The organism is Arthrobacter sp. C152 (genome assembly GCF_054890965.1).
In genome coordinates, this window is the sequence record NZ_JBTZSU010000042.1 from 1 (window position 1) to 18,302 (window position 18,302).

An 18,302-nucleotide genomic window follows, 5' to 3' on the forward strand; every position below is an offset into this window, starting at 1 on the left:
TCTGGATCAGGACCACGATCAGCTTGATGCGTTCGGCGACGGCGGTGACCAGTTCGGTGTGCATCATCAGATAGGAGCCATCCCCCACCATCACGACGACGTCCCGCACCTCGGCGGCTTCCCCGCCAAAACCGTTTGCTGCCGTCGTGCTTGCCGCTTCGGCGATCGCGGCGCGCTTGACGCCGAGGCCGCCGGGGATTTCATAGCCCATGCAGGAGTAGGCGTATTCGACGTGGTAGCCGAACGGGTCGCGGACGCGCCACATTTTGTGCAGGTCACCGGGCAGGGACCCGGCCGCGCAGATGACGACGTCGCGGGCGTCCATGGCGCGGTTGGTGGCGCCGATGATCTCGTTTTGGGCCGGCAGCGGGGTGTAGCGGGTGTCGAAGGCTTCGTCCACGGTGGCGTTCCACCGCTTCTTCTCGGCCTCGATCTTCTGCTCGAGGTCCGCACCGACACGGTACCCGCCGAGGGCGGCGTTGAGCTTGACCAGGGCTTTGCGGGCGTCGGCGACGATGGGCAGCGTGGTGCCGTGCTTGTAGGCGTCGATCGGGGCGACGTTGATGTTGATGAAGCGCACGTCCGGGTTCTGGAATGCGGTCCGGGACGCGGTGGTGAAGTCCTCGTAGCGGGTGCCGATGCCGATGATCAGGTCCGCTTCGGCGGCGATGGCGTTGGCCGCCGTCGTGCCCGTCGAGCCAATGGCACCGAGGGAGTACTGGTGGTCCCAGGGCAGGACGCCGACGCCGGCCTGCGTGTTGCCCACAGGGATGCCGGTCAGCTCGGCGAACCTGGCAAGTTCTTCGTTGGCGTAGGCGTAGAGGACGCCGCCGCCGGCAATGATCAGTGGACGCTTCGCGGCCCGGATGGCGTCCGCGGCGCGGGCGATGTCGTCGTCGTCGGCTTCGGGGCGGCGGATCCGCCACTCGCGCTCGGCCAGGAACTCCAGGGGAACGTCGAAGGCCTCGGCCTGGACGTCCTGCGGCAGCGAGATGGTCACTGCGCCCGTTTCGGCGGGGTCGGTAAGTACGCGCAGGCCGTGGTGGAACGCGGAGAACAGCTGCTCCGGCCTGGACACCCGGTCGAAGAACCTCGACAGCGGCCGGAACGCATCATTGACCGTGAGGTCGTACGCGTAGGGCTGCTCCAGCTGCTGCAGGACCGGGTCCGCGGCGCGGGTGGCGAACGTGTCGGACGGCAGCAGCAGCACCGGCAGGCGGTTGGTGGTGGCCAGCGCGGCGCCGGTGAGCAGGTTGGACGAGCCAGGGCCGATCGAGGTGCTGATCGCGTAGGTCTGGCGGCGGCGGGTGTGCCGGGCGTAGCCAACGGCCTGGTGGACCTGGGCCTGTTCGTTCCGCCCCTGGTAGTACGGCATCAGGGTGGGATCCTGCTGCTGGTACTGCTTGAGCGCCTGGCCCACGCCGGCCACGTTGCCGTGCCCGAAAATACCGAACGTCCCGGGAATGAGCCGCTCACGGTAGTCAACGCCGTTGATGGAGTCCACGGTGTACTGCCTGGAAAGGTATTCGACGACGGCCTGCGCCACCGTCATCCTGCGCGTTCCTGTGGTTGTGCCCATTGCTAGTTCTCCGGGATCTCTGTGGTGTGGTGCAGGAGCGAGGCGGCCGCGGCGACAGCGCCGGCGACGTCCCCGTCAGCGGGGTAGAGCAGGGTGCGGCCCACGGTGAGGCCCTGCACGCCCGGCAGGGACAGGGCAGCTCCCCAGGAGGCGAAGACCTCGTCCTGGCTGCCCGAGGGGTCCCCGCCGAGCAGCACGGTGGGCATGGTCGTCGCCGCCATCACCCGTTCCATCTCCGCCACGACCGGGAGCTTCATCCAGGTGTAGGCGCTGGTGGAGCCCAGGCCTTCGGCAACGCCGATGGATTTGATAACAGCATCGCTGGACAGGTCGTTTTTGACTTTTCCGTTTTCCCATTTGGAGAGGAATGGTTCCACCATGGCGATCAGCTTCCGCTCCGCCAGGGAATCGATGGCCTTGGCGGTCGCCTCCAGGGTGGCTACCGTGTCCGGGTCGCCCAGGCAGATGCGGGTCAGCATCTTGCCGCCATCCGCACCCAAAGCCTCCAAGGCGGCGGCGGTGTGGCCGGTGAAGCGGTCATCGAACTCATTCACCAATCCGGACAGGCCGCCCCGGTTCATCGAACCGAACACCAACTTGCCGTCAAGCGCGCCCAGCAGCAGCAGGTCATCCATGACGTCGGGGGAAGCCAGAACTCCGTCCACTGCCGGGTTGGACAACGCGACCTGCAAACGGTCCAGCAACTGCCGGCGGTCAGCCATCGCCACCGGATCGGAGCCGACGGCCAGTGCGCCCCGGGCCGGGTGGTCGGCGGCAACGATGAAGTTCTGCCGACCATACTTGAGGCCGGGGTGGCGGCGCCGGGCCTTGGCCGCGCGGGCCACAGCGTCCGGATCCTGCAAGCGGATGGTGCTCAGGTGCTCATAGCGGCGCGGATCGTCATCTACCGCGTTGTTGGAAGCAATAGATGTCAGAGTCACAGTGCTGCTCCTTGTGAGATTGGGGTTCCGGGGACGGGGCGGCCGCGTTCGGCCAGCAGCGAGGTGACCTCGTGCGGCGTCGGCATGGCATCCGCGCAGGACAGGCGGGAGGCGACGATCGCGCCCGCGGCGTTGGCGTAATCAAGCACCTGTTCCAGCGGCCAGCCGGACAGCAGGCCATGGCAGAACGCGCCGCCAAAGGAGTCGCCGGCGCCCAGGCCGTTCAGGGTCTCAACCGGGACGGGAGCGGACACGACACGCTCGGTGCGGGTCTTGGCCATCACGCCCTCGGGGCCGAGCTTGACGACGGCGATCTCCACGCCCGCGGCCAGCAGGCGGTCCGCCTGCTCATCAGGGGTCCCCTCACCGACCGCGACGGCGCATTCCTTGTCGTTGCCGATGGCGACCGTGACGTGCGGCAGGATCTTGGCCACCTCGGCGCGGGCCTCTTCCTCCGAGGCCCAGAACATCGGCCGGTAGTCCAGATCCAAAACCGTGTACTGGCCGATTCTCAATCGGTCACGGTCACGGGCTTCGTGGGCGGCGATGTGCGCGGACCGCGACGGCTCCTGGGACAGCCCGGTCACCGTCGACCAGAAGATCCCGGCCTCGCGGATGGCGTCCAGGTCCAGCTCCTCAGGCTTGATCTGCAGATCCGGGGCAGTGGGGAAACGGCCATAGAAGTAGAGCGGGAATTCATCCGTGGCTGGCTTGATCGCACAAAACGTCGCCGGCGTCTGCAGTCCGCCTACGGGGGTCACGTACGTGTCGTCAACGCTGAATTTTCGCAGTTCGCGGTGCAGATACACGCCAAAAGGGTCATCCCCGGTGCGTGTGATCACGCCCGTGCGGCGGCCGTGGCGGGCTGCGGCGACAGCAACGTTGGACGGTGAACCGCCAAGGTATTTGCCGAAGGAATCAACATCCTCCAAGCCAACCCCGATGTCGTTAGGGTAAATGTCAACGCTGATGCGCCCGATCGTAAGAAGCTCGTGGGTCACGGGAATCGTGGACCTTTCTGATGTGGAACTCAGCGCGGCGCAGCAGGGGTTGGGGCCCGGAATGCCCGCGTGCGGTGAAAATGCCTGGTGAGCGCCAAGGTTGCGCCGTGGTCTTATAGCGGACCGTCTCCGAGTCGTTCGTTGTCGATAACGAGGTCTGCGCCCGGCGCAGCGGTCCATGATGGACAACGAATGTTTGTCCGGATATGTGTAGGGAAAGGTGGGGCCGCTTGTGGTGCGGCCCCACTTTTTTAGGCGGGAACTGCCAGGGCGGCGTCGGCGTCCTTGAGGACTTTTGCGGCGACTTCGAGGCCTTCAATGCGGCCCAATTCAACGTCTTCGTGTTCGATGTTGATGAGCATGTTGGGGTCGACTTCGTGGAGGGCGCGGAGGAATTCGGTCCAGTAGGCGGTGTCGTGGCCCTTTCCGAGAGCGACGAAGTCCCAGGCGGCGGGCTTGGGCCACTCGTTGGCCCATTCGTCTCCGCCGAGGTTGGTGCGGTTTTCCTCGGGGGAGAGGCGGCGGAAGCGGTTGTCGAGGACACCGTAGATGGCTGCTGTGTCTTTGTTGATGCGAACATCTTTTGCCGCTGCGTGGAATACCAGTGGTCCCAGTTCGCGGACGACGGCGACGGGGTCCATCTGCTGCCAGAACAGGTGTGACGCATCGAGCTCGACGCCGATGTTGGTGGCTTCGGTGAGTTCGACCAGTTTGTAAACATCAGCCGGGTTGAAGACGATGTTCTGGGGGTGGAGTTCCAGTGCGACTTTCACGTCCAGGTCACGGGCGAGCCGGTCGGTCTCCTTCCAGAATTCGGCGGCGACACCCCATTGGTAATCCAGGACGTCGAGAGCTGCCGAGTTCCACGCGTTGACGATCCAGTTGGGGACTGTGGCGCCGGGTTCCCCGCCTGGCAGGCCGGACATGGTGACGACGCGATTCTGGCCAAGCCGGTTGGCCAGTTTGATGGAGCGGCGAATGTCTTCGGCGTGCTTGTCGCCTATGAGCCGGTTGGGATGAAGTGGGTTGCCGTTACAGTTCAGGCCTGCGATGGATACCCCTGTTCCTTCGAAGATTGCCAGGTAGTCGTCCCGGGCGGCGTCGCTTTCGAGGATGTCATCGAAGGTCGGGATGTGGACGGGGGGAAGGAAGCCGCCGGAGTTGATCTCGATACCTGTCAGCCCGAGGTCGGCGATGACTTTCAGGGCTTCGGGGAGTGGGCGGTCGTGCAGGATTGCGTTGTAGACGCCGAGTTTCACAGGGTCACCGTCTTTCCGGCGTTGAGTGCGGATTCGGTGACTGCTGCGAGCAGTTCCATGTTGCGGACGCCTTCGTCGAAGCTGGCGCAGCGCGGCAGGGATTCTTCTTCGCTGAGGCCGGCGACTTCCTCGAGGAATGCGCGGGACTGGTATGCGAAGGCGTCGTTCTGGCCGAACCCTACTTCGGGTGCGTCCATGGCAAGGCCTCCGGAGATGTAGGGGTGGCCCGGGCCGAGGATGACCTGGCGGTAGCCGTTTTCCCTGCCGGCGCCTTCGTTGAGGAAGAGCTGGATTTCGGCGGGGCGCCGCTGGTCGAATTTGGCCGAGCCGTTCTCGCAGAACACTTCGAAGTTGAGGCTGTTGGCGTGGCCGGCGGCGACGCGGGATACTTCAAAGCTTCCGGCGCCGTACTCGAATTCGGCGTTAAAGGCTGCGTAGTCGTCGTTTTCTACGGCTTCGAAGACGTCGCTGACGGCTGCGTGATCGTGTCCAATGACGGCGCCGAGGGGGAGGGGACGCTTGTCGATTGCGGTGGTAAAGCGGCCGCCGCTGATGGACTTGATGTCGCCGCAGAGGAACTCGGAAACGTAGGCCAGGTGGCTTCCGACGTCGGCGAGGGCTCCGGAGCCGGGGCCACCCTTGTAGCGCCAGCTCATTGGTGCTTCGGGGCTGAAGCCGTAGTCGGTCCAGTACCGGCCGCTGAAGTGCAGCACCTTGCCCAGGGTGCCGTTGCGAATCAGGTCGCGGATGTAGGCGATGCCGGGTGTGCGGCGGAACGTGAAGCCAATGCGCGCGATAGAGGAAGCGTTGCGGGCTGCTTCGGCCATGGCCCGGGCATCTTCCAGTGTGTCGCTCAGCGGCTTCTCGCACAGCACGTGCTTGCCGGCAGCGAGGAGGCCCTCCACAACCTCACGGTGCAGGGAATTTGCGACGACGACGCTGACAACATCAATGTCGTCGGCTTCGGCAATGGCCTGCCAAGAAGTGTCATTGCGTTCGTAACCGAACCTCCGGGCAGCAAGTGAACCGAATTCGGCGTTCACGTCTCCGATGGAGACCAGCCGCACGGGCGGCAGGACCGGGTTGTAGAGTGCGGAGGCGGTCCGGAAGGCTGCGGCGTGGGCCTTGCCTGCCATGCCCGCACCGATAACGGCGACTCCAATGTCCTTTGTCATGTGATTCTCCCTTGAAATCCATTCGATGGGTTGGCACCAGATCGTCCAACCAATTGCCCTCCTTGGAGCGCTCCAGATCACAGTAGGGGCCCGAACTTTGTCCTGTCAATAGTGGGTGAGCATCGGAAATTTTTGTGGACGAGCGCGAAAATGGGCTCGCGCAAAGTAATTTGTCGGGACCTATGGACAAGATCACATCCGGGATGCAAGGATTCTGCTCAGTTGCTTTGGAGCGCTCCTAAGCGGTCCGACATTGACTGGCACTGATGCCTCATTCGTTGACAAGGAAGTTGAACGATGCAATATAGCCGACTCGGCACGACAGATCTGATGGTTTCGCCGCTGGCTTTCGGAACGGGACCGCTGGGGGAACTCTTTGGTCCCCTTTCTGAGGCGGATGCCCTGAAGGTTGTGCATGATGCTATCGACCTGGGCATCAACTTCATCGACACCTCGCCGTATTACGGCAGCGCTGAAGAACGACTGGGCAAGGCGTTGGGAGGCCGGCGGTCAGAGGTCGTCCTGGGCACGAAAGCCGGGCGCTACGGCTTTGATGATTTCGACTTTTCACCTGCCCGTTTGCGCCGCAGTTTGGAGCGCAGCCTGCAGCTTCTGCAGACCGATTACGTCGACATCCTCCAACTGCACGACATCGAATTCGTCTCCCTGGGGCCCCTGTTTGAGGACTCCTACGCGGAACTGGTGAAGCTCCGCGAGGAAGGCAAGTGCCGTTACATCGGGATGACGGGGTACCCTGCAGCGGCTATGCGCCGTGCGATGCAGGAGACCCAGCTTGATGTTCTGCTGACGTATTCCCACGCGACCCTCCTGGATGACACCCTGGCCCGTGAACTGGCTCCTGTCGCCGCCGAAAGGGGAGCCGGGTTGATCAACGCCGCAGCGGTAGCGCTGGGCCTGTTGACCCCGCATGGCTCCACCATCGGCATCGAACATCCGGCCAGTCCGCGGGTTAAGGAAGCAGCGGCAAAGATGGTCGCCCACGCCGCCAGCAGGGGAGCGGATATCGCCTTCATTGCCAACCAGTACTCCATCCAGCGTTCCGGGTGCGCTACGACGCTGATTGGAACGGGCAAAATATCCCATCTGCGTTCCGCCGTCGAAGCTGCCGAGAACGACATCGACGAACAACTCCTGGAAGAGCTGCTCGCCCTACGGCCACCCGTTGAAGAGCGCACGTGGAAAAGCGGCCTGGACGAAAACAACGCTCCCGTTGTCCGGGAAGGAACAGCATGAAGGCAATCGTTTTCGAAGGCGGGGGGGAACTGTTCACTGACGTTCCCGAACCCGAACTCCACGAGAACCAGCTGATGCTGGACGTGGCGTTCTGCGGCATCTGCGGAAGTGACCTGCATGCCGGGGAGCCCGACTTCCATCCCGGTACTGTGATGGGCCACGAATTTTCAGCTGTCGTTTCCGAGGTGGGTCCCGGGAGCACCGGCTGGTCAGTGGGGGACCGCGTCTGCGTCAACCCGAACGGCGGCTGGTGCGGGAGTTGCGTTTTCTGCACTGCCGGTGAGGTCACCATGTGCCCTGCCATTTGGGAAAACGTGATCGGGCTGGCCCGCAACGGGGGACTGGCACGCCGGGTCGCCGTGCCGGCCAGGATGGTCCACAAACTCCCGGATTCCGTCTCCCTGGAGATGGGAGCGTGGGTCGAACCCCTCGCGGTGGCCCTACGGACAGTCCGTCGCTCCCAGGCCAGCATGGGGGATAAAGCTGTCGTCTTCGGCGCAGGCCCCATAGGCCTGTTGGTAACGATGCTTCTCCGGGCGGCCGGCCTGGCAGAGGTAACAGTGGTGGAGACGTCAGCTGAGCGGCGGACAAAGGCCTCCGAAGTGGGCGCCACCTACGTAATAGACCCGGTCGCAGTTGACCCGGTTGACCATTTCTCCAGCCCTGCCACAGCCCCCGCCTTTGCCTTCGAGTGCACCGGGGCGGCACAGGTGACCGAGACCGCGGTCCGGGTTCTCCGCCCCCACGGACGCCTGACCGTGACGGGCTTCGCCCGCAAGCCACCCTTCTATCAGGCAGCCGATCTGCTTTTCAAGGAGATCGATATCCGTGGCAGCTTCATCTACGTGGAGGAGTTTGCCATGGCGATTGATCTATTAGCCCGCGGCGTTCTGGACCTGACACCGCTTATCAGCGGGATTATGGACCTGAGCGGCGCTACGGATGCTTTCGCCAGCATGCGGTCCTCCCCATCAGCAGTGAAGTACCTGATCCAGCCCGGCTGACCCCGGCGCAAGCAACTTTCAACCCTCTATTTGCCAACCCTCGTACGGGCACCGCCGCCCGCCACTATAACCAAAGGAACCCATGATGACCGCTCGTACCATCACCACCCGCATCGGGACCGCGACAGCGCTGGGACTGGCAGCAGCCCTTAGTTTCACGGCATGTGCCGCGACTCCTTCCTCTAACAGCAGCAGCGGTGGCACCACTGTTGGCTACGCCGGGTCCAAGCTCACGGATCCGTTTCAGATAGCGCTGACGAAGGCCACCCAGGACGAAGCGTCAAAGCAGGGGGTGAACCTCCTTCCCCCCACGAACGCGAACTCTGATCCCGCCAAGCAGGTGACGGACATTCAGACGACGCTCTCCAAGAGCCCGAAGGCCATGATCATCAACCCTGTCGATGCCAAGGCGATCGTGCCGGCCATCCAGAAGGCCAACAACCAGAAGGTCCCCGTTGTCACGGTCGACCAGGCGCCGGACAGCGGCAATGTCGCCATGATTGTCCGTGCCGACAACCTGGCCATGGGCAAGCAGGCCTGCGAGCAGATGGGCAAAGCGCTCTCCGGCAAAGGCACCGTCCTGGACCTTCAGGGCGATCTGAGCTCCACTAATGGCCGCGAACGCAGTCAGGGCTTCGGTGATTGCATCAAGTCCCAGTTCCCCGGAATGACCGTGGTCCAGAAGCCGACAAACTGGGAAATGGACAAGGCAACCAACGCCGCCCAGACACTGCTGAGCTCTTCGAGCATCGATGGCATCTTCATGGCCAGTGACTTCTTCGTCCCGGGCATCCAAAAAGTACTCCAGGACCTGAACAGGTGGCAGCCGGCAGGCACCGCCGGGCACGTCACCCTGGTGGGTATCGACGGTACCTCTGACGCCCTGAACAACATCCGACAGGGCTACCAGGACGCCACCATCGCCCAGCCGCTGAACGACTACGCGAAATACAGCGTCAAGTACGCCAACGACGCGGCTGCCGGCAAGACCTTCAGCGAGGGCGCAACCGACCACGGAAGCACCATCGCCAAGAACGCTGCCGGTCAGCTGGCCGACTCGCTGCCCTCACCCGTCGTGACCAAGGCGAACGCCGATGACAAGACGCTCTGGGCAAACCAATGAGCACAGATACACAGCCGGCCCTCCGAATCCAGGGCGTCAGCAAGCGATTCGGCACGACCTTGGCACTGAGCGATGTCTCGCTGACAATCAACCGCGGTGAGGCCCGGGCACTCCTTGGCCGCAACGGGGCAGGAAAATCGACCCTGATCTCCATGATCACCGGGCTTTTGACCCCGGACGGGGGAACCATCGGCTTCCCCGGCAGCGTGGAAAGCACCAGCGTCCAGGACAACGTTGCATGTGTCTACCAGCACAGCACCCTGGTCCCGGAACTCACCGCCGCTGAAAACATCTCCCTGGGCACCTATCCCACCACCAAGATCGGCATCGTCAACTGGCAGGCCATGCGGGTCAAGGCCCGGCGCCTGCTGGAGGAATGGGGTATCGGTGAAGTAACCGACATGCCGGTGGCGGAGCTGGAGCCGCTGCACCGCAAGATCGTCGAAATCTGCCGGGCCGTCAGCAGCGGGGCACGCATCCTTTTGCTGGACGAGCCAACAGCAGGACTGGACGGCGATGCCACCCGGACGCTCTTCGAACGGATTGGCGAGATGCGCGACCGCGGCATCACCGTGGTCTACGTGTCCCACTACCTTGAAGAAGTCTTCGAGGTATGCGACTCCGTGACGATCCTTCGTGACGGCCGTGTCGTCCATACCCGCGACCTGGAAGGTTTGACGGTCCGGGACATTGTTGAGGCGATGGTCGGCGGGGCAGTGGACGCAGCCGCCGAGACCAGCGGAACCCCCGTTGACCCGGCCAGCCTTGGAACGCAGCCGGTCTTCGAAGTAACCAGCCTGGACATTGGAGACGTTGTTAAGAACTTCAACGTCAGCATCCGTCCGGGGGAGTGCGTCGGCCTTGTAGGCCTGGACGGTTCAGGCATCTTTCAGGTCGCCGACGCACTGGCCGGCCTGCAACAGGCAAGCGCCGGGACCGTGCAAGTGGCCGGGCGCATCGTACCCAGCGGTGAGGTCGGAAAGGCAATCAACGCGGGAATCGGCTACCTGCCGGGCGACCGCCACGATGCAGGGTTCATCCCTGACATGGCCAACGAAGAAAATGCCACGCTAACCATCCTCGGCAGGCTGAGGAACTCCTTGCGGCTCATTGATGGGGAAAAACGCCGGACAGTTTACGGTGACTTGGCCAGAAAATGGGAGATCAAGGCCCGGTCTGGCTCCCAGGCCACCATCGAACTCAGCGGTGGAAACCAGCAGAAAGTGGCCCTCGCCCGCACGTTCGCTTCCGACCCCAAGGTCCTTATCCTTGTGAACCCGACAGCCGGGGTCGATGTGGCAGCGAAAGGCTCCATCGTCGCCTCGGTGACCAACGCCATACGGGGCCACGACCGGGCCGGGCTCATCGTCTCATCGGACGAAAGCGAATTTTCCGGTTGCTCCCGGCTCCTGGTCATGTTCCGTGGCCAGCTCGTAGGCGAACTTACCGCCCCTTGGACGGAAAGCGACCTCGCCGCCGCCGTCCAGGGCGACATCGCCCTGGCATGATCTCCCCATCTTTGAAAGTCGAGAACAACGTGAGTACTGCAACTCCTCCCCTTTCCGAATCCGCTACAGGATCGGTGCCAGCCACCGCACCCGACAGGCGCCGCTGGACCGCCCTGGGCGGAAGCATCCGGGAACTGGCGCTCATCCCTGTCATCATCGTCGTAGCAATACTGGGTACAGTGTTTGTCCCCTATTTCGCCTCGGCGGACAACATCATTAACAACATCCTGTCCACGTCAGCAGTCCTGGGCGTGATGGTGATCGCGCAGAGCATCATCCTGATCAGCGGCTACTTCGATCTCTCCATGCAGTCCGTGGTCGGTCTGGCACCTATGCTCGCAGTTTGGCTGATCGCACCTGCGGTCGACGGTGGGTCCGGCGCCAACCTTCCATCATGGATGGCACCGGTAGTCATTGTCGGGCTCGGCGCTGCCGTCGGGCTCATCAACGGCTTCCTGGTCGGCAAACTAAGGCTCAACGCGTTCATTGTCACGCTGGCAATGCTGATCCTTCTCCAAGGCTTCACGCTCGGCATTTCGCGTGGCCAGACATTTTCCAATCTCCCGGAGAGCATGGCCTTCATTGGCATGACCGCTCCGCTCGGCATCCCGCTCGACGTATGGATCCTCGTTATCGTTGTCGCCGCAGCCGCGGTATTCATGCGCTATTTCCCCACCGGCCGACGCATCTACGCCATGGGCGGCAATGAAAAAGCTGCAAAGGCGGCCGGTGTCCGCACTCTTCGGATGACCGTTGGCCTGTTCGTGTTCGGTGGTGTGATGGCGGGGTTCGCCGGCGTGCTGCTCTCGACCCGTATCGCCTCCGTCACGGCCAACCAGGGTGAAAACCTGATCTTCACCGTCTTCGCCGCAGCCGTCATCGGCGGGATCAGCCTCGACGGCGGCAAGGGGTCCATCATCGGAGCTGCAACCGGTGTCCTCCTGCTCGGGATGATCAACAACATCCTGGTCCTTTCCAACGTTCCTTCGTTCTGGATCGACGCCACCTACGGCGCCATCATCCTCGGAGCCCTCCTCATCGGCAGCGCTGAAGTACGCAACACGGTACTATCGCCCTTCCGCCGCAAGTCTTCTTTGCCCGCAGGCAAGCACTAGGGAAGAATCCCCGCGACCCCGGAAGTCATCCGCGGCCTCCCACCCGGCACGCCAGGAAGGGAATCACGAAGACGACAACAGGGAGTGTGTCCACATAGCGGGCCATCATCTCGTTTAGCGTGATGGTGGCCCGCGGGCATCGCACCACCGTGAAGAAAAGGAGCCAACGATGGGACCAGACGCCTCAGTACCGGAATTCCTGGCAACGTGCTGGACCACAGCCGGGAACGTCAGGCCGCCACTGACAGGCCCACTGAGCCCAGTTCCGCTTGAGGACCGTATACAGGCAGCATCCCGGGCTGGCTTTAGGGGCATAGGTTTCACTCTCGAAGACATCCTCGCTGCACGGGAATCCAGAAGTTTCAGCGGGATTGAGACGCTGTTGAAAAACTGCGGGCTTCGACATCTCGAACTGGAGTTCCTGGACAACTGGTGGACCAAGGAGCCAGACAGTCTTTACACTCGCGCCCGGATGCTGGAAGCAGCGAATGCGCTCGGAGCCCGGCACATCAAGGTAGGCGCGGGCCTCTTAGGTCAAATTGTGGACCGCAGCCGGCTTCGGGACGAGCTCCATGAACTGGCTGAGGAAGCGATAGAAGCAGGCGTAAGAATCGCACTCGAAGCGGCCGCCTTCTCGATGTTGCCCACCATCGAGAAGGCCGTGGACCTGGTGCGCGCCGCGGAGCACCCCAACGCCGGCCTCATGCTTGACGTTTGGCACCTCTACAGAAGCGGATCCAGCTTTGACTCGCTGGCGGGAATCATTCCGCAGGGATCTGTGTTCGCCGTCGAACTCGATGACGGACAGGCGTTGCCGTCCGAAAATCTTTACGAGGACACGCTCGACAACAGAGAATTGTGCGGATACGGAGACTTCAACGTTGTCGCCTTCATCCGGGCGCTTCAGAGTCTTGGTTACGGCGGGCCTTGGGGAGTGGAAATGATGTCCATCCACCACCGCAGCCTCGATCCCGAGACGGGGGCGCACCTGGCTATCCAGGCCGCGGCCGATTGCTACTACCAGGCCCTAGGCCCCATCGCCGTGCACAGTTTCACTGCACACGGCGTGAAGTGAAAGGCTGTATCCCATGACCGCCGAGGCCTCCGCTACCCGCCGCCCAACCATTTACGACGTCGCGAAAAGAGCTGGCGTATCCAAATCCCTCGTGTCACTTGTGCTGACCAACTCGCCGTCCGTACGACCGGCGAAACGCGCCGCGGTCATGACTGCAATCGAGGAGCTCGGCTACCGTCCAAGTCGCGCCGCGACCACGCTCGCAAGCCGTGAAACCAAGACCATCGGACTGGTTATCGATGACTACCGGAACCTCTGGTTCGTGGGATTGCTGCGGGGCATGCAGCAGGAGTTGGACCCACTCGGCTACCAGGTAACGGTTGCCGATTCCACAGCCGAAACGGAACCGGGGGAGGGAACGATCGACCGCCTGCTGTCCATGCATGTCGCCGGTCTGGTCATCGCAATGGAGCCACGGGAATCAATGCTGCATACTCCGTGGACCCCCACCGTCGTCGCAGGATGGCGCGACAAAATCCCCGAAGCCGCAGACCTAATCGCCAACGATGACGAAGCCGGAGGCCGCCTGGCCGCCAGCTTCTTGATCGAATTAGGGCACACCAAGATCGGACACCTCACGGGTGCCGGCGGCGCCGCTGCGCACCGACGGGCCGGATTCCACGCCCGCACGGCAGAATCCGGAGTCCCACTCCGGCTATGGGGACTGGATCACGGAACAACCGAAGAGGACGGCTACCAGGCTGCCCTCGCACTGCTCGAGCACTTTCCGGACACTACCGCCATATTCGCGGCCAACGACACCATGGCAGTCGGCGCACTTGCTGCCATCAAAGCCCGACGATCATCAGTCCCACAGGACATCTCCGTCCTCGGATACGACAACTCGCCCATGGCCCAGTCACGGTACCTGGACATCTCCTCCATTGACGATAAGAGCGAAGAGGTCGGACGGCTCACGGCACAAGCCCTGATGTCCCGGATAGCCGACCCCTCCAGGCCACCCCAGCGCACCCTCGTCCAACCTGCAGTCGTAAGCCGGGGCACCACGGCCCCCCTAAAACCCTAGACACCGACGCCCAGCCGCAGGGTGCGGGGCCAGGGGCGGCAGTGCCGCCAACAACCGGCGCGCGGTGGGCAGTCCGTCGTGTCGCACGCCCTCGTCTCATCACCAGAAAGGCCCTAATGCGCGCCACCCAGCTGACCCCCCTTGACGATGCAGGGACAGCCTGTCCTGACCTTCGCCTCGGCGTCGTCGGTTATGGCGGCGGAGGCCGCCGGTTCCATACGCCCTTCATAGACGCCGCGGCAGGGATCTCTCTGGCAGGTGTTGTAGCCAGATCCGAGACGCGGCGCTCCCACGCCACCTCCGACTGGCCCGGCGTCACCGTTCACCGTTCCCTCACGGAATTGCTGGCGGCGGGGGTCGACGCAGTCACGATAACAACACCTCCCGAAACCCACTGCGACCTTGCCCTGGAAGCCATTGCAGCAGGCGTCGATGTCATCGTCGACAAGCCATTCGCCCCGTTCGCCGCCATCGGCGCCGAGCTCACCAAAGCGGCTGAAGCCGCGGGCGTCCTCCTCAGCGTCTATCACAACAGGCGCTGGGACGGCGACATCAGGACAGCCGCAGAGATCGTCTCCCAAGAAAGGCTCGGAGACGTTTGGCGCGTCCACTCACGCTTTGAACTGGATGAAGCAGCGTCCCTGCAGCCCGGTGCCGCCAACGGCCTCCTTTTGGACCTCGGCAGCCACCTCGTCGACCAGCTCATCTGGCTACTGGGACCCGTAACTGCGGTGACCGCCCATCTCAACACCGTCACCCTGGAGAACGGGCCCACCGATGCCGGATTCACTCTGGACCTTGTCCACAGCAGCGGTGCGACCTCGCACGCTGAGGCCAGCAAGGCCAACCGCGTCGAAGGGCGAGAACTCCGCATATACGGAAGCGAAGGCAGTTTCCGATATGCCGACTTGGACAACACGCTCCTCGAAGCCCACGGGCTTGGCGCGGCCGACAGGGGAAAGGCACCAAGGTTCGGAATCCTCTCCACCGCCAAGGGCCAGGAAGCAATTCCGGTCCAAGAAAATCGGTGGCCCGACTTTTACACCGCTTTCGCCCACGCCGCCCGAACCCGAAGTGCTCCCCCGGCCCCTGCCTGCGAAGCATTGGAAGTACTCAAAGTCCTCGACGCCGCGAGGGAGAGCGCCCTTCAGGGCCACACAATCCACTGCTCCCTGCAAGCCTGACTGACTTTGTCGACCTCTGCCGGCAGCACCCTTGCTCGCCGATGGCACGGACGGCACGCGGGTTGATGCCAAAACCAGTACGAACACGAGGCTTATAGATGACTCCAAATATGGTCCGGATTGCTGTAATTGGTTCCGGGAAGATGGCCTCTGTGCATGCGCGCAACATCGCACGAACGCCCGGCGCCAGTTTGGCTGCCGTCGCGGGCGGGTCCGGGGCGGCTGCCCTGGCACGGCAATACGGCGGCACTTCGATGGAGGTGAAGGACGCATTCGCTCACGCGGGCATCGACGCTGTCGTGATTGCCTCACCCAACCAGTACCACGCCGAACACATCGTCCGCGCTGTCAACGGGGGCAAAGCAGTCCTCGTCGAGAAGCCCGTAGACCTCGAGCTGACGCAGGTCGATCGCTGCATCGCGGCCGTCGGTGATGCGGCCGACCGCGTAGTCGTTGCGTTCAACCGGCGCTTCGACCCTTCGTTTGCCGCCGTCCGCGAACGCGTGCGAAGGGGCGAGATCGGTGACATCTCGCAGCTGACCATCATCAGCAGGGATCCGGAACCACCGCCTCTTGAATACGTTCCCGGATCCGGAGGGCTCTTCCGGGACATGATGATTCACGATTTGGACATGGCACGGTTCATCGTGGGGGACATAGCCTCCGTGCATGCTTCAGCACAATACAAGGATCCGCAACTTGCAGCCCTCGGTGACGCCTCCGGCGCCGTGGCTACTCTCCAAAGCACCTCCGGAGCCCTGATCACCATCATGAACTCGCGCAGCAACGCGTCCGGATACGATCAGCGGCTTGAAGCGTTCGGCACCCTTGGCGCGCTTACGGTTGCAAATGCCACGGAAACTCTAGTGTCCGCTTCCAACGGAAACGGAACTAACTCCGGCGGCGCCTTCATCCCGCACTACGGAGACCGCTATGCCACCGCCTACCGCACTGAGATCGAACATTTGGTTTCCGTTGCCCGCGGAAACCAAAAACCCCATGCTTCACTGCACGACGGACGCGAGGCTCTCGTCTTGGGGCTGGCAGCCGCCGAATCGGCCCTGAACGGCTCACTTGTCCGTGTAAGGTCTTCGTCAGCATAGCAAGGGTAAGGTCCGCTTGGAATTTGAGTGAGAAGCGTCCAGACTCCGCCGAGTGACACTTTCGATGCGAAAACTGACATCTGAGATGAATACGGACAGAGGAGTTGTCGCAGCTACCTCTACTCGCGTCAGATGAACGCCGACAATGGATATTCGGTCAAGTGGCTGTCCATGGCCCTAGTTTCTGCCCACTAGCGGCCAGTTAAAGTTACGCTGGTGTCCAGTAAAACTGCCCGGTGATGGCCGATAGATCTGCCCACTGATCGGTTCGGCGGGATTGACCGTCGCGAGTCTTGTTAGTTCAGTTGCGTGACTCCTTTCCCGGCGAGGGCTTGGGTGAGACGGATGGAGTCGCCGCTGGTCTGGCAGACGTGTGCGTGGTGCAAGAGCCGGTCCATTGTGGCTGTGGCGAGGGTTTTGGGCATGAGCTCATCGAAGGCGGCCGGGTGCAGGTTCGAGGAGATCGCGACCGAGCGCTTCTCATAGGCTGCGTCCACGACCCGGTAGTGTCCTTCGGCGGCGTCGGTGGCCACCGGCAGGAGCCCGCTGTCGTCAATGACCACGAGTTCGGCGCGCAGGATTCTGGTCACGGCGCGGTTGACGCTGTCATCGGTGCGGGGGCGCGGATGAGGGCGCCGAGGTCTTCGAGCTTGAACAGGCCACGCGCATTGGCGCGCGGCGGCTCATCGTCGTACCTCCGGTAAGTTGACCGGAGGTACCTACTCCGGGCGTGCCGACATCGGTGTTAGTGGCGCAGGAAGCGACGCACCGGCGGTGAGGGATCGACCTCCGGTTCAGGGCAGGCGCCAGAACTCTCCGGTGAGGCCTCGTTCTTCGAGTAGTCGCTGGTTGTGGTCGCGGGTGTGGGGCTCGAAGTGGGGGTCGATGCGGTCGCCATACCAGGCCTGGGCGAGGTCCCAGACGGTGCGGGCCTTGGCGACGTATCCCCGGCCGGGCGCGTGCTCGGTGGTCCACTCCTCGGCGTGGTCGCGCGTGCAGAACAGCCGGATCATCGTGCACGTGCCGACGACGTCGTCCCACCACTGGGCGGCGGGGCGCGGGAACCTGACGGCGTGCTCGCCCTGCGGCGGCGTCCCGGGGCCGGCGACAAGTGAGAGGTGCTCGCCGCACTGCGGGCAGGCGGTGTCGATGCGCACGTCGAGCTTTAGCGCGGCACTGATGCCGAAGGAGTCCCAGGCGCAGCCGCCCCACCAGCGTCGGTCGTCGTGGCCGTCGACGGGGGTCAGTACGAATGCCATCGGCGCGGCAGTAAACGGGTGGGCCATCCTGATCCGATCACCCTCGGCGTTGAGCACCAGGGCGTGGGCGTCGGCCAGCTCCGCCAGTAACTCCTGCACCCGCGCGGGTTCGGTGTCGGTCTCGCGGGCCAGCTCCCCGATGGAGGGCGCACGGCCCTCGCTGGCGAGCGTCCCGTAGACGAGGTCGCGCACGCGGCGGCTCTCGGGGATCTTCATCGGGTCATGCGTCTCAGTCATGGAACCGGGCTCCCTTCACGATGCGGTCGACGGCGTTGCGTGGGCCGCGCACCGCGATGCCGACCAGGTCCAGGTCCTTTGAGGGAACGGCCGCGACGGCGGCACGATTGGCCTCGTCGTGGCCGGTGGAGAACAGCTCGCGGGTGTAGATTGCCAGCGCCACTTCCGCGCGGGCGGCTGCCTTGGCGCGGGCCTTGCTCAGCAGTTCGGCATCGGCGCTCATTACCATCACTGGTTCACGGAGCATGGCCGCGTACTCGGCGCCGTCGGCGTCGCGGTACGGCTCGCCCATCAGGCCGGCCCCGCAGGTTGCGATGCCGGACATGAGGAACGCCGTCACGTTCAGTTCCTGCCACGCGGCCAGGCCTTCGGCGAGCACGACCACCACTTTGGTGTCGAAGCGCCGCGTCGGAGCGGCTTCGGGAACGATTATCTCGGTGGTCATCTTTTCTTGACTC

General features: G+C 63.5%; 17 protein-coding genes. 9 read left to right on the forward strand and 8 right to left on the reverse strand.

The window, feature by feature from the left end; translation table 11 throughout:
* The 5 genes from ACYSM9_RS19290 to ACYSM9_RS19310 form a co-directional block, all read right to left on the reverse strand.
* The coding region (locus ACYSM9_RS19290; RefSeq protein WP_461858593.1) for a thiamine pyrophosphate-dependent enzyme at positions 1–1,552 on the reverse strand (1,552 nt) is incomplete at its 3' end.
* Positions 1,553–1,581: 29 nt separating this feature from the next.
* On the reverse strand, positions 1,582–2,520 hold the full coding sequence (locus ACYSM9_RS19295; RefSeq protein ID WP_461858569.1) for a Cgl0159 family (beta/alpha)8-fold protein: 939 nt from the start codon (positions 2,518–2,520) through the stop codon (positions 1,582–1,584).
* Positions 2,517–3,521, reverse strand: a complete 1,005-nt coding sequence (gene iolC, locus ACYSM9_RS19300; protein WP_461858570.1) for a 5-dehydro-2-deoxygluconokinase — start codon at positions 3,519–3,521, stop codon at positions 2,517–2,519. The genes ACYSM9_RS19295 and iolC overlap by 4 nt, the downstream gene beginning before the upstream one ends.
* A gap of 251 nt (positions 3,522–3,772) precedes the next feature.
* Complete coding sequence (locus ACYSM9_RS19305; RefSeq protein WP_461858571.1) at positions 3,773–4,780, reverse strand: sugar phosphate isomerase/epimerase family protein; 1,008 nt, start codon at positions 4,778–4,780, stop codon at positions 3,773–3,775.
* On the reverse strand, positions 4,777–5,955 hold the full coding sequence (locus ACYSM9_RS19310; RefSeq protein ID WP_461858572.1) for a Gfo/Idh/MocA family protein: 1,179 nt from the start codon (positions 5,953–5,955) through the stop codon (positions 4,777–4,779). The genes ACYSM9_RS19305 and ACYSM9_RS19310 overlap by 4 nt, the downstream gene beginning before the upstream one ends.
* A gap of 330 nt (positions 5,956–6,285) precedes the next feature.
* Between ACYSM9_RS19310 and ACYSM9_RS19315 the strand changes: the two genes are divergently transcribed.
* The 9 genes from ACYSM9_RS19315 (at position 6,286) to ACYSM9_RS19355 (ending at position 16,348) form a co-directional block, all read left to right on the forward strand.
* Positions 6,286–7,209, forward strand: a complete 924-nt coding sequence (locus ACYSM9_RS19315) for an aldo/keto reductase (protein ID WP_461858573.1) — start codon at positions 6,286–6,288, stop codon at positions 7,207–7,209.
* Positions 7,206–8,213, forward strand: a complete 1,008-nt coding sequence (locus ACYSM9_RS19320) for a zinc-binding dehydrogenase (protein WP_461858574.1) — start codon at positions 7,206–7,208, stop codon at positions 8,211–8,213. Before ACYSM9_RS19315 ends, ACYSM9_RS19320 begins: the two co-directional genes overlap by 4 nt.
* 85 nt (positions 8,214–8,298) lie before the next feature.
* Positions 8,299–9,336, forward strand: coding sequence for a sugar ABC transporter substrate-binding protein (locus ACYSM9_RS19325; protein WP_461858575.1), 1,038 nt, complete (start codon positions 8,299–8,301; stop codon positions 9,334–9,336).
* On the forward strand, positions 9,333–10,844 hold the full coding sequence (locus ACYSM9_RS19330) for a sugar ABC transporter ATP-binding protein (protein ID WP_461858576.1): 1,512 nt from the start codon (positions 9,333–9,335) through the stop codon (positions 10,842–10,844). The genes ACYSM9_RS19325 and ACYSM9_RS19330 overlap by 4 nt, the downstream gene beginning before the upstream one ends.
* 74 nt (positions 10,845–10,918) lie before the next feature.
* Positions 10,919–11,959 (forward strand): ABC transporter permease, encoded by a 1,041-nt coding sequence (locus tag ACYSM9_RS19335; RefSeq protein WP_461858577.1) that lies wholly within the window; start codon positions 10,919–10,921, stop codon positions 11,957–11,959.
* Positions 11,960–12,128: 169 nt separating this feature from the next.
* Positions 12,129–13,034 carry a sugar phosphate isomerase/epimerase family protein gene (locus ACYSM9_RS19340; RefSeq protein ID WP_461858578.1) on the forward strand — a complete coding sequence of 302 codons (906 nt, stop codon included), beginning with the start codon at positions 12,129–12,131 and terminating at the stop codon, positions 13,032–13,034.
* 13 nt (positions 13,035–13,047) lie between these two features.
* A complete protein-coding gene (locus ACYSM9_RS19345; RefSeq protein ID WP_461858579.1) occupies positions 13,048–14,061 on the forward strand; it encodes a LacI family DNA-binding transcriptional regulator in 1,014 nt (337 codons plus the stop codon).
* Positions 14,062–14,177: 116 nt separating this feature from the next.
* On the forward strand, positions 14,178–15,245 hold the full coding sequence (locus ACYSM9_RS19350; RefSeq protein WP_461858580.1) for a Gfo/Idh/MocA family protein: 1,068 nt from the start codon (positions 14,178–14,180) through the stop codon (positions 15,243–15,245).
* A 110-nt stretch (positions 15,246–15,355) separates the two neighbouring features.
* The gene (locus ACYSM9_RS19355; protein ID WP_461858581.1) at positions 15,356–16,348 is read left to right on the forward strand and encodes a Gfo/Idh/MocA family protein; all 993 of its coding nucleotides are present in this window, start codon (positions 15,356–15,358) and stop codon (positions 16,346–16,348) included.
* Between the two features lie 296 nt (positions 16,349–16,644).
* Here the strand turns inward: ACYSM9_RS19355 and ACYSM9_RS19360 are convergent, their stop codons facing one another.
* The 3 genes from ACYSM9_RS19360 to ACYSM9_RS19370 form a co-directional block, all read right to left on the reverse strand.
* Positions 16,645–16,938, reverse strand: coding sequence for an ATP-binding protein (locus ACYSM9_RS19360; RefSeq protein WP_461858582.1), 294 nt, complete (start codon positions 16,936–16,938; stop codon positions 16,645–16,647).
* Between the two features lie 204 nt (positions 16,939–17,142).
* A complete protein-coding gene (locus ACYSM9_RS19365; protein ID WP_461858583.1) occupies positions 17,143–17,844 on the reverse strand; it encodes an alkylmercury lyase family protein in 702 nt (233 codons plus the stop codon).
* Complete coding sequence (locus tag ACYSM9_RS19370) at positions 17,837–18,289, reverse strand: DUF2000 family protein (RefSeq protein WP_461858584.1); 453 nt, start codon at positions 18,287–18,289, stop codon at positions 17,837–17,839. The genes ACYSM9_RS19365 and ACYSM9_RS19370 overlap by 8 nt, the downstream gene beginning before the upstream one ends.
* Positions 18,290–18,302: the final 13 nt, after the last annotated feature.

Coding starts and splice junctions, on each gene's coding strand:
- ACYSM9_RS19310 (WP_461858572.1), bottom strand. CDS start 5,955: ATGACAAAGGACATTGGAGTCGCCGTTATCGGTGCGGGCATGGCAGGC.
- ACYSM9_RS19315 (WP_461858573.1), top strand. CDS start 6,286: ATGGTTTCGCCGCTGGCTTTCGGAACGGGACCGCTGGGGGAACTCTTT.
- ACYSM9_RS19320 (WP_461858574.1), top strand. CDS start 7,206: ATGAAGGCAATCGTTTTCGAAGGCGGGGGGGAACTGTTCACTGACGTT.
- ACYSM9_RS19325 (WP_461858575.1), top strand. CDS start 8,299: ATGACCGCTCGTACCATCACCACCCGCATCGGGACCGCGACAGCGCTG.
- ACYSM9_RS19330 (WP_461858576.1), top strand. CDS start 9,333: ATGAGCACAGATACACAGCCGGCCCTCCGAATCCAGGGCGTCAGCAAG.
- ACYSM9_RS19340 (WP_461858578.1), top strand. CDS start 12,129: ATGGGACCAGACGCCTCAGTACCGGAATTCCTGGCAACGTGCTGGACC.
- ACYSM9_RS19345 (WP_461858579.1), top strand. CDS start 13,048: ATGACCGCCGAGGCCTCCGCTACCCGCCGCCCAACCATTTACGACGTC.
- ACYSM9_RS19350 (WP_461858580.1), top strand. CDS start 14,178: ATGCGCGCCACCCAGCTGACCCCCCTTGACGATGCAGGGACAGCCTGT.
- ACYSM9_RS19355 (WP_461858581.1), top strand. CDS start 15,356: ATGGTCCGGATTGCTGTAATTGGTTCCGGGAAGATGGCCTCTGTGCAT.
- ACYSM9_RS19365 (WP_461858583.1), bottom strand. CDS start 17,844: ATGACTGAGACGCATGACCCGATGAAGATCCCCGAGAGCCGCCGCGTG.
- ACYSM9_RS19370 (WP_461858584.1), bottom strand. CDS start 18,289: ATGACCACCGAGATAATCGTTCCCGAAGCCGCTCCGACGCGGCGCTTC.